Source organism: Lentibacillus sp. (assembly GCF_035301925.1).
Taxonomy (GTDB): domain Bacteria; phylum Bacillota; class Bacilli; order Bacillales; family Amphibacillaceae; genus Lentibacillus.
In genome coordinates, this window is sequence record NZ_DATGTI010000193.1 from 1 (window position 1) to 10,725 (window position 10,725).

Annotated in this window: 9 protein-coding genes; all 9 read left to right on the forward strand. The window is 42.7% G+C overall.

From position 1 onward, the window contains the following. Positions 1–388: 388 nt before the first annotated feature. Entirely contained in the window at positions 389–1,495 is a 1,107-nt protein-coding gene (locus VK080_RS15525) for a replication-relaxation family protein (protein ID WP_324225681.1), read from the forward strand. Beyond that, complete coding sequence (locus tag VK080_RS15530) at positions 1,492–1,719, forward strand: hypothetical protein (RefSeq protein ID WP_324225682.1); 228 nt, start codon at positions 1,492–1,494, stop codon at positions 1,717–1,719. The genes VK080_RS15525 and VK080_RS15530 overlap by 4 nt, the downstream gene beginning before the upstream one ends. A gap of 264 nt (positions 1,720–1,983) precedes the next feature. Further along, positions 1,984–3,705, forward strand: a complete 1,722-nt coding sequence (locus tag VK080_RS15535; protein ID WP_324225683.1) for an amidohydrolase — start codon at positions 1,984–1,986, stop codon at positions 3,703–3,705. Positions 3,706–3,798: 93 nt separating this feature from the next. Beyond that, a complete protein-coding gene (locus VK080_RS15540) occupies positions 3,799–5,043 on the forward strand; it encodes a type IV secretory system conjugative DNA transfer family protein (RefSeq protein ID WP_324225684.1) in 1,245 nt (414 codons plus the stop codon). 582 nt (positions 5,044–5,625) lie between these two features. Next, positions 5,626–7,452: a reverse transcriptase domain-containing protein gene (locus VK080_RS15545; protein ID WP_324225685.1), complete on the forward strand. Its 1,827-nt coding sequence runs from the start codon at positions 5,626–5,628 to the stop codon at positions 7,450–7,452. A 106-nt stretch (positions 7,453–7,558) separates the two neighbouring features. Next, on the forward strand, positions 7,559–8,524 hold the full coding sequence (locus tag VK080_RS15550) for a TraM recognition domain-containing protein (protein WP_324225686.1): 966 nt from the start codon (positions 7,559–7,561) through the stop codon (positions 8,522–8,524). Positions 8,525–8,591: 67 nt separating this feature from the next. After that, the gene (locus VK080_RS15555; protein WP_324225687.1) at positions 8,592–8,954 is read left to right on the forward strand and encodes a hypothetical protein; all 363 of its coding nucleotides are present in this window, start codon (positions 8,592–8,594) and stop codon (positions 8,952–8,954) included. A 101-nt stretch (positions 8,955–9,055) separates the two neighbouring features. After that, positions 9,056–9,901 (forward strand): S1 RNA-binding domain-containing protein, encoded by an 846-nt coding sequence (locus VK080_RS15560; RefSeq protein ID WP_324225688.1) that lies wholly within the window; start codon positions 9,056–9,058, stop codon positions 9,899–9,901. A 13-nt stretch (positions 9,902–9,914) separates the two neighbouring features. Continuing rightward, a complete protein-coding gene (locus VK080_RS15565; RefSeq protein WP_324225689.1) occupies positions 9,915–10,613 on the forward strand; it encodes a hypothetical protein in 699 nt (232 codons plus the stop codon). The last annotated feature ends 112 nt before the right edge of the window (positions 10,614–10,725 follow it).

Sequence of the window (10,725 nt, forward strand, 5' to 3'; positions counted from 1 at the left end):
CAAATTCCGGAGGTGGGGGAGCGAAGCGAAATGGAGAAAGAATTAAAGCAACATAGTTGGCGAAAAGACAAAATCCCATTTGTGAATCAGACACAGCCATTTCATGAATTATGGGGTGAATAAGTCAATGTTAGACATCGTTTTAACGGTGTTTTTTTATGTATAGTATTCACGTTTTTTGCAATCCCTGACACTCTATTCAATTATTTGATTGATGTTGTACATGGTATAGTGCTTGGGTGCGTTCAGTGACTAAACACTTGCAAGCAGATAACGAATTGGATAAACCAAACTATTTAAGCGAAGTTTTGTTGAGTCAGCACGGAGGACACGCGGAAATGGCGAAACAAAACAGCCCCCACACGAACTGAGAAAGGCAGGTGAAAACATGCCCAAAACCAAAAAGCAGATCATCAAACGTCTGCAGCCATTGGATATTCAGATACTCAAACATTTATATGATTACCGGGCACTGAGCACTGAACAAATCAGTAAATTCCATGACATGACGATGCCCTACACTTATCGCAAATTAAATATCTTGCGCAACACCGGCTACATTAAGTCAGAACCAATACGCGGCTATATCAAAAGCCAAAGCCGGCAGGGAAACTACCACCGCATCAGCGAGGCTGGCATAGCCTGCTTGCGAAAGCAGGGCTATCCTGTTGAGCGTCGGGCAGACGACTTACGCGTAAGACGATTCCATCTGCCGTTTGTCCTCTCGACGAACAACATTCTGGTCAAATTGGAGCAGGCAGGATGGACAGTACAGGACAGCCGGAATGTGAAACGGCAATATAACCTGAACCGTTCCAGCAACGTGCAGGGCATCATCACAAGCCCGGCCGGTCCGGCATTCACCATTTACACGTTTATGCACAGCACATCGGCGAAAAATCTGGCGAAAATCATCCGGGAAATGGACCAGCACCAATCCGATGTCACAACCAAAACCGGCGAGCGTTATTTTGACGCTTATGCCTTCTTTGCCAGGGGACAGGAAAGCTATGATCAGGTTGTAAACCGCCTGTTGGACAGCCGGGCCATACGGGAGTGCGAGAGTCTGAAAGTCTTTCCGCAGACATTCGGCATCCAGTATCTCTTAACGTTCCGTGCAAGTGAAACCGCGTTGCAAAAGGAATCGGAACATCAATTTAAAAATGACCTGAGTTTCATGTCTGACCATACAAATTCTGAAGGCAGGCACCACCCGGAAGGCCTCAACCAAATCGTGCAGTATCAGGGTGACGAAATGTACTTTATCAATTTGCTGGATACGGATGTTGTCAAAATCAAACATATCCTGCAATACCGGAAAGACCGGTATGAACGGGATGGACGCAAGGTACTCGTTTTAACACATCCGGGGTTGCGCCCAAAACACGAGGAATTGCTGCAGCACGTACATCACGTGGAATTTTTGGACGTCAGCACAGACTTTATGAATCAAGCCTTATTAACCAAAACCAATGAAATGGAGGCTCACAAATGATAGCCGAAGAGAAAAATGCTTATCCGACATATAACGTTATGCCGGAACTAAAAAGGATAACCAGCCTTACGTATGCCGAGCAGTCACTAAATTATGAACTGGAAACATTCCGGCCCAAAATCCAACAACGCATACTCCAAACCATGAAAACTCTGATGGCAGATGAAATGGCTTATGTATTATCCGTCGAGAATCTGAAGCGTAGTAAATCTCTTAATAAATAACACGATAAGGGGGATAAAAAAACCTAAATGGAAAAGTGCTCCTTAAGCTCCGTTTCTCTTGTCCGGAAAAAACAGCTATACAGTATGTCAAAGGTACCAATTCGTCCCCATTTATTTGAACCCAAATATGGATATACAAAAAAGCTTCCAATTTGGTAACCTTATTGTAAGAATTTATAATTTGCCAAAAATTAAAACGGATGTGGAGGTGACCCTTTAGAAAGAAAAAGATTTTAAGATATAAGGAATGAGGGAGGACGAGAATTGAAAAAAACATTTATACCTCTTATAACTTTAATAGTTATTATGTTTGTCGGATGTGAAGCCAATGATCGGGATAATGCTGATGCTAATCAAGAAAAGGCGGAAGGTAATAAAGGGAATGCTGAAACAGTATATGTAAACGGAAATATTTATACGGTAGATAATGCCTTTTCAAAAGCAACCGCAATGGCCATTAAAAATCGTAAACTAATCTATGTTGGTAATGACGAGGATGCTGATAAGTATGTTGGCCCGGATACAAAAGTTGTTAATTTAAAGCAGAAAACGGTGATCCCGGGATTGAATGATGGACATATTCATTACACTTCACTTGGAACTAAACTGCTCGAAATTGATGCTTTCAATAAACCTAAGGAGGAAATATTAAACCTGGTACAGGAAGAAGCAAGTTCGCTTGAACCTGGCGAATGGATATTAGGGCGGGGATGGAACCACGAACTCTGGCCTGACGAAAAGTTTCCTACGAAAGAGGAGCTTGATCAAGTTGCACCTGATAATCCAGTTGTACTGACAAGGGTGGATGGGCATTCGATTTGGGTAAACTCCAAAGCACTAGAAATTGGCGGCATAACCAAAGAAACTCCCAATCCTCAAGGGGGTGAAATAATAAGGGATGACAATGGTGAGGCAACAGGGGTTCTTGTTGATGCTGCACGCAGTTCAGTTACATCCAAAATTCCGTCCTATAGTAAACAAAGAATCGCAGAAGCACAAGTGAAAGCGCAACAGCAATTATTCTCAAATGGTATTACGAGTTCTTCCGATGCCGGTGCTGATTTACAAGAAATAAATATTATGAAAGAACTTTACAAAAAGGACCATTTAAAAGTTAGGTTAAATGTAATGATATCAAACTCCATGGGTGAAGTTGGAGAGGGGCTCGCCTATTACCTTGAGAACGGACCGGAAGTAGGTCTATTTGATAATCGTTTAACGATAAGATCCGTAAAACTTATGGCTGACGGAGCATTAGGATCAAGAAGTGCAGCACTAATGGAAGATTACAGTGATCGTCAAGGGCATAAAGGAAATTATATCTATTCCGATGAGGAAATTTATAACCTTGTCAAAAAATCACGTGAGAATAACATTCAGGTAGCCACACATGCAATAGGGGATGGTGCAGTCCAACAAGTAATAGATGCTTACGAGAAAGTATTAAGCGAGAATCCACTAGATGATCATCGCTGGCGAATAGAACATTACCAAATATCTAATGCAAGCCAAATTGAAAAAATGGTTGAGCTTGGTATTATCCCATCAATGCAGCCTACACATGCAACGTCAGATAAAAATATGGCTGAGGATCGTCTTGGCCCAGAAAGAATAAAATATAGTTACGCTTGGAGAAAAATTATTGATGCTGGCTCACATATTATTGGTGGCTCAGATGCTCCGGTGGAACTAATCAATCCTTTCCACGGAATATATGCAGCTGTTACAAGGATGGACCGTGATGGGAATCCTCCTGGAGGTTGGTATCCAGAAGAAAAAATGACTAGGGAAGAAGCTCTTAGGTCTTTTACAACCTGGGCAGCAGAAGGAAGTTTTGAAGAGGATATAAAGGGTAGTCTGGAACCTGGGAAGCTGGCTGATTTTATCGTTATTGATAAAGACATTATGGAGATCCCGGAGGAACAATTGAAAGATATTAAGGTGCTCTCCACAGTTCTTGGTGGAGAAACTGTATACGAAAAATAGATGACTAGAATCAAACATTTTAATAAAGGTAATTCTTTATAGTACCGCTTCATGCGGTGCTATTTTTATGTTAAAATTTCTGAGGTGATAACCATGCTTATGACAATAGCCATTCTCGGCCTTATGCTGGCCGTTACCGGAATCACACTCATGTTCCAGGAAATATTTATCCCAGCCCCACTGCTCACAGTAAGCGCAGGGGGCATTATTTTATCGTTTTATGTGATTAGTATAGCCGTCAAAAAGACAAATCCAAGCAAGGCAAACCGGCTGATGGCTTTTACCATAACGTTGTTTATTGTCTTAACCATGGCAAGCCTTGCCTTTGAACTTTGGCTATGGGAACAGATGGTGACCGGAGAATTCATGATGAAATTGACACTCGTCCTGTTTGGGATGCTTGGACTCTATTTGAACGTCATGGTCATGCGTGCGTCATCCGCCTATCGTAAAAAGCGGGGAAACCAACGCATTACGGAACAACCGGAAGAGGGATATACGGAATATAAAAAAGACCTGAAGCAGTCAAAAAGCAAAAAAAGCGATGAGATTGTGACGGTGCTGGGCAACTCGTTGGAACATAGCGATGTGCCGATCGTCTGGAAAGGCAAAGACATGTTCACCCATATGCTGGTGGTCGGTGCCACTCGTTCCGGTAAAACCGCTTCCGTCTTGGAGCCGATGATTTATCAGCTGTTGCTGCAGAAGAAGCAGGGGAAGAAACTGGGTTTATCAGTTGTCGAACCTAAGGGTGAATTCGCAGAGAAAGTAAAAGACTTCTGTGAAGAAATGGACATTCCCTACATCTACATTGACCCCACCAGCCCGGATACCGATAAATTCAATCCGATGGAAGGCAACGTGGAAGACGTGGTGGAAGGCACTGTCATTGTCCTGCGCGGCTTATTCGGCAAGCAGGACGCATTTTTTGCCAATGTACAGGAACTGGCAGCCCGTAATGTCACGCGGCTTCTCAAAGAATTGAAAGGCGACGAAGTGGATCTGATGGAAGTGCTGGAAACATTGAGGGACCTAGAACTCCTGCAGAAACGGACCAGTGAACTGAGACAGCGGGACGGGGAAACTGATCTTGTCCATTCCATTGAGCACGAACTGCTCGGCAGCATGGCAGAGAAATACAAGCAGTTTGTCATTGGCCTGCGGGCACAGCTGGAGAACATCACCAGTAATGAACTGCTGAAAAACGTCATGACCGGTAAAAGCGACGTGGAAGTCGATGAACACTTTGCCAATGATGGGGTGCTCATCGTCAACACAGCCCTTGGCACACTTAAAAAGGCCGGGGATGCATTTGGACAGTTTTTAGCGCGCCCATAAGGACAATTAAGAAATAGCTTCTGGCAAAAGCTCGGGTAAAGATCGCGACAAAACCCGTCATCACCCGGCTTACCCTAATGGGAAACCAAACGGGGAACATAGCATGTCGGGAAAGCCATAAGTTACCAAGTTATCATGGTACGACTGAATGGCAAGATGAAAAGTCATAAATAAGGGTGAAAGCTAGACTGCTTGAAAGACAGTCCGAGGGGATTAATGGCCATCTATAACGAAAGATAGCTAGAAACGTTATACAGTCACAAATGAAAAGATACTGATTTTCGTTAAAGCAATGTCATTTATTAGAAAGATTGCATTGGACGCGATCCTTGACTGACCAACCTTGATAAAAGGAAAAGGGCGAACGTCTCATCCGATATTATGACGTGCCGATTCTTAATTGCACTAAATGGGGATTACCTAAGTCGGAACGCCTGTAAAGGTAAAACAAGAATCGTTGTTTGAATATCCGATAAGGTAACGGAGTTTCCATAGTAGTCCGAGGTAAGGAAATCTTACCACATGGCGAAGGGAAACAGCTTATCATGTCTAATACAAAACAGGGAAGGAGCGTGAGGCTCTATGAGAAGCCCACAAGTAGTGTTAGACAATCTAGCGTTGAAATCAAATCGAAAAGGCTACAAATATCGAAGATTGTATCGCAATCTATACAATGAAGAATTTTATCTCTTGGCATATTCCAATATTTACGCTAGGGAAGGAAACATGACCGAGGGAATAGACGGCAAGACCATTGACGGAATAAGTACGAATCGAATCCAAAAGCTGATTGACAAAATAAGGGACCGGAGTTATCAACCTGCACCATCCCGAAGGGTCTGTATCTCGAAAAAGAATGGCAAAAAATGCGTAACGGGAATTCCAGCATTTGAAGATAAACTCGTTCAAGAAATTGTAAGGATGATTCTGGAAAGCGTTTACGAAGGAAGGTTCAATGGCTCCTCACACGGTTTCCGTCCCAACAGAAGTTGTCACACGGCGCTTGATCGGGTCCAAAAGTCGTTCCGCGGCATTAAGTGGTTTATTAAGGGAGATGTGCACAGCTTTTTTGATAGCATGGATCATCATGTTTTAATCGGGCTTTTGAGAAAAAGAATTGACGATGAATCATTTATTGACCTTTTATGGAAATTCTTGAGAGCCGGTTATCTGGAGGATTGGACGTACCAGAAAACGTATAGTGGCACACCTAAAGGTGGGATTATAAGCCCAATACTCGCAAATATATACCTTAATGAATTTGACTGGTATATGAAAAGCTATAAAGACTGGTTCGATAAAGGAAAAGCCCGAAAAATCAACAGAGAATACAAATCCCTGCAATCCCGCATCTATAAGACACGGAAACGCTATAAAACAATGTGGGATCAATTTACGGAACGAGAAAAAGAGGAAGCGTTAAACAATATAAAAGAAATGAGAAAACAGCTTCAGAAGTTACCTTACAAAGAAGCAATGGACGAGGATTTTAAACGACTTCAATATGTGAGATATGTCGATGACTTCTTAATCGGGGTAATTGGCAGCAAGAAGGATTGCACCCGTATAAAAAGAGATATAACAAACTTCTTAAAGAAGGAATTAAAGCTGGAATTATCACAAGAGAAAACGTTGATAACCAACAGTCGTAACAGAGCGCGTTTCCTCGGTTATGACGTTATCGTCAGCCGGGACCAGGAAAGAATACGTAAAACCAAAAATGGAAATACACAACGCACGCTGGGTTTGGTTTGCCAGCTTTTGGTGCCGCACGAGGCATGGCGAAAAAAGCTGTTCGATTATAAGGCTATGGTCGTCAATCCAAAAACAAAGGAGTGGAAACCGGTTCATCGCACACACCTTGTAAAAAACGATGATCTGGAAATACTGCGAACTTATAACGCTGAAATCATGGGAATGTACAACTATTATAAGTTGGCGGTAGATAGCACGAAATTGGATAGTTTTAAACACATCATGGAATACAGCATGTACAAAACATTTGCCAACAAGTATAAATCCAGTGTGAGCAAAATACGAAATCGTTATAACATCAATGGCCATTTTGGGATTCGATACCAGACCAAAAAAGGAACAAAAACGGCGTACTTCTATTGGCGCGGATTCAAAAGCCAGAGAAACGCTTTGGACAACAAACATTCAGTCGATGAATTGCCGAACACTTACAAATTTCATAGTAGCCGAACTGGTTTGATCAAGAAACTTTCAGCGGCTATATGCGAATGGTGCGGTAAGAAAGACAATTCAATCGAAATCCACCATGTACGTAAGCTGAAAGACTTGAACGGTAAGAAAAGGTGGGAAAGACAGATGATCGAACGCAACAGGAAAACAATGGCGTTATGTCATCAATGTCATACTGCCCTACATCAAGGTAAGCTAGATTGATAGGCGGAGAGCCACATACGCTGAGAGGCGTACGTGTGGTTCGGGGAGAAGTTCTTGGAAACCTGTCATGGAAACATGATAAGGCGCTGGGTTCTTACTCCACATAATGCATCTGCAAAATGGCACTTTTCGCAGACCAGGTACTGAAGACACACGGACACCGCATTTTATGGTGATTGATGAGTACAAGCGCTACATCAATCCGCAGGTGGAGATATTTCTTTCGCTTGCCGCATCTTATAAGGTTTCCAGTATATTAGCCTCCCAATCACTCGGTCAATTGGAAGTGGAAGCGGGCGATATCAGCCCCCGTGCCATGAAGCAGGCGATTATGACCAACTGCCGGAACAAACTATGCTTTAATGGCATCGGCTATCAGGATGCACAGGAATTTGCGGATGAATTCGGGAAGGACAAAATTATGCTAAGGCAGTCAACATACAAACATCGGATCTTTATGCCAAACCTGTTTCCGGATTCTTACCGGGATACGGAATCAGAAGAATACCGGTTTGATCCAACGGACATCATGGATAATCTGCCGAAGTATAGTTTTATTCATAAAGTGATGTATGAAGCGGCCATGCAGAAGCCGTCGTTGGCAAGAGGGAATCTCGTACCGGCTGATTGGAGGGAAAAGAAAGCATGGGAAGACAACCGACTATTACTAAGGTTAAATAACGTCGTGAGAAAAACTGGGGCTGGGACAATCCGGCAAATGAAACGCATTTCTAACAACAGTAAAAATTCTAGAGCAAACTATCACGATCCAACAAAAGACGTTTCAACGGGTGATGAGTTATATTGGGATCCCACAACAGCAGCAACAGTGGATACAAAAGCTGTTTCAAATAACTTTGATAATACAGCAGCTGATGAATCGAGGAAGGCAGAGCAAGCAAAAGAAATAAAAAATTCTCTTCCTAACAAAGCCGAGAAAGCGGAGTCCTTACCAACCAGCCAATCAGAATTACAGCAGGATAAAGAATCAACACATGAATATCAACCCAATAAGAACTTGAACACGGTGAAACCGAAACAAAAGGCATCGGGTGACGGCTTTTGGGATTAGAAAGCTCTCCAACATAGGAGGGAGTTTTTTATATAGATTTACATTTATATGAAAGGAGAAATAGAAATTGGAAAAATACCCATTCAACCATGCTTATGGGAGTTTACTTTACAGAGAAGAAAATTATCATTTTCGATATAAGGGGTTACGTGCAGCAGTAATTAACTTATTCCATGTTCCGGGAGAAGAATGCTTTTTTGAATGTTGTATTCATGAAAATAGCAAATTCTGGAAAAACCTGCCACAGGAAGGATGCAAGTTTAGTAGTATCAGTAAGGAGTTATTTCAGAAATTTGGTGTGCAGCCATCTGGTACAGGTTTCTTCAAAACCAAAGAGGAAGCCTTGCAAAATGCCATTACAATTATTGAAAAAATACTTGAGGTCTATGAGAACGACATGCTAAAGGGAATGGGGAACAATAAAGAATAACACGACATAGTGAAAAGCTACTTTCGTAAATCTTTGAAATGTCGAGAAAAACAGCGATATTTTGAAAAAACCGAAATAAATAGAGGGAGGAGCGATGAACAATGGCAGAAGAATTGAACGAAAATATCATGATTGAAGGGTTTGACCCAGCCAGAATGGTGGACCAGGAACAGGATCACAGGATGGAAAACTGGATGACGATTTACGGAGCCTATCAGAACAGCAAAATCCTCTATGCCCCGATTTCAGGCATTGAAAAAGTGGGACCGGACGGGGAAGAAAAGAAAGCCTGTGCAGTCGTTCGTGTCGGTTCCATCCGTGGCCTGATTCCACTCGAGTTCACCGGAGCGGAAAATCTCCGGCATCTGCGTGCCATGACCGGTCAGGATATTGCGTTCATGGTACTCAATTACGATCAGGAAAATGGCTTGTTTACCGGCTCCCGGACAAAAGCATTGGAGAAGATGGCCGATATCACCCTGCGTAAAATTGAGGAAGGTGACGTCATCCCTGCCGTTATTCGGCATGTTGGCGATGATTATATGCTGGGTGACATCGGCGGGATTCAGGTATTTCTCCCGATTTCGGAAATCCGCTATGGGTGGATTGATGATATCCACGAGGAGTTTAAAACGGGGGATGCGCTGAAGGTCAAAGTCATCGCCATTGACAGGGATAAGAAAGAGGTGCAGGTGAGTGCCAAAGCATTGCAAGAGAACCCATGGCCGGATTGCGTCAAACGGTATCAAAAAAACGGCGAATACGTTGGCATCGTTTCCGGTGTACGGGAATATGGCGTGTTCGTCCGTCTGGAACCGGGCGTGGATTCCCTGTCCAGCCACTTGAAATTTCAAAACGTCCAGAAAGATGACCGGGTGCTGGTACGCGTTGACAACATTAATACGGAAAAGGAACAAATCCGGACGCGTATTACCCGCGTTTTATAAGGGGGAATGAACGATGTCAAGTCCATTTTCAATTGAGCATCCCTGGACATTGCACTGGCAGCGGCTGCCGTCCAATCTGAAGACCATCCATTATGTGAATGATAAGTCCCCTAAAGAAAGGGCGGCTTTGGATGCGTTGGCCAAAGTCGGGATCATCGGAGGAAAACAACTCTTCCGATTATTCCGGCTTCAGAAGAAACGGTTGAAACAGATGGTACGAGAACAAAAGATCGTTCGCCATGAATTGCATGTTAACAAGCAGATTATTCCTGTCTATACGTTGGGGCAGACGGGCGCGATTATGACAGACGTTCCCTATGAACCGAATTATTGGGTGATTTATCAAACAAGAGATGTGTTAAAACGTCTTTTGTTTTTTGAGTTGTATCAATACTTTCATGGATCAACTATTATGCCCGCGCCAGAACCTTTTGTCGGTGCAATCGAATTAAATGGAAAACCGTTGTATATATACGTTTCCCGTGGAGACGTCAAAGATTTATTAATATATTTAAAGTGGAAAGGTAGGTCATTTAATGAGCGTCTGATTATCATTACTGAATCAATGAAACACATCGAGCCCTTGAAAATGTATGCAAAAGATATGAAATTACGAATAACAACCGATCAGGATTTAATGGCAGATAAAACGGATATTCAAAGCATGTTTTACTTCTTGGATAAACAGGGTGAATGTGTAAAAGAAGCATAGTATGGTTGAACCACATGAGCATGTCGATGAAGGTTCAGCGTTAAGTTGATCTTTTTTGGACATGTTTTTGTGTTCGAATGGAGGGTTAGGATGAAACATGCATCAGATGAAC

What these genes read in the sequence shown, in the direction of transcription:
- VK080_RS15525 (WP_324225681.1), top strand. Translation starts at nt 389, where the DNA reads ATGCCCAAAACCAAAAAGCAGATCATCAAACGTCTGCAGCCATTGGAT.
- VK080_RS15530 (WP_324225682.1), top strand. Translation starts at nt 1,492, where the DNA reads ATGATAGCCGAAGAGAAAAATGCTTATCCGACATATAACGTTATGCCG.
- VK080_RS15540 (WP_324225684.1), top strand. Translation starts at nt 3,799, where the DNA reads ATGCTTATGACAATAGCCATTCTCGGCCTTATGCTGGCCGTTACCGGA.
- VK080_RS15545 (WP_324225685.1), top strand. Translation starts at nt 5,626, where the DNA reads ATGAGAAGCCCACAAGTAGTGTTAGACAATCTAGCGTTGAAATCAAAT.
- VK080_RS15550 (WP_324225686.1), top strand. Translation starts at nt 7,559, where the DNA reads ATGCATCTGCAAAATGGCACTTTTCGCAGACCAGGTACTGAAGACACA.
- VK080_RS15560 (WP_324225688.1), top strand. Translation starts at nt 9,056, where the DNA reads ATGGCAGAAGAATTGAACGAAAATATCATGATTGAAGGGTTTGACCCA.
- VK080_RS15565 (WP_324225689.1), top strand. Translation starts at nt 9,915, where the DNA reads ATGTCAAGTCCATTTTCAATTGAGCATCCCTGGACATTGCACTGGCAG.